Source organism: Citrobacter sp. EC_71 (genome assembly GCF_019584005.1).
GTDB lineage: Bacteria > Pseudomonadota > Gammaproteobacteria > Enterobacterales > Enterobacteriaceae > Citrobacter > Citrobacter werkmanii.
In genome coordinates this window covers 1-225 of the sequence record NZ_VDAY01000121.1, presented here as the reverse complement: position 1 = coordinate 225, position 225 = coordinate 1, and the positions used below count along the sequence as shown (strand labels likewise).

At 60.9% G+C, this 225-nt stretch carries 1 protein-coding gene; it reads right to left on the bottom strand.

The window, feature by feature from the left end; genetic code table 11:
• A partial coding sequence (locus tag FHD02_RS24305; protein WP_220393410.1) for a transposase occupies positions 1-225 on the bottom strand: 225 nt, incomplete at both ends.

The following is a 225-nucleotide window of genomic DNA, read 5'->3' as shown; positions in this document are numbered from 1 at the left end:
TGCCGGGACGCTCGGCGATCAGCCAGTCCACATCCACCTCGGCCAGCTCCTCGCGCTGTGGCGCTCCTTGGTAGCCGGCATCGGCTGAGACAAATTGCTCCTCTCCATGAAGCAGATTACCCAGCTGATTGAGGTCATGCTCGTTGGCCGCGGTGGTGACTAGGCTGTGGGTCAGGCCACTCTTGGCATCGACACCAATGTGGGCCTTCATGCCAAAGTGCCACT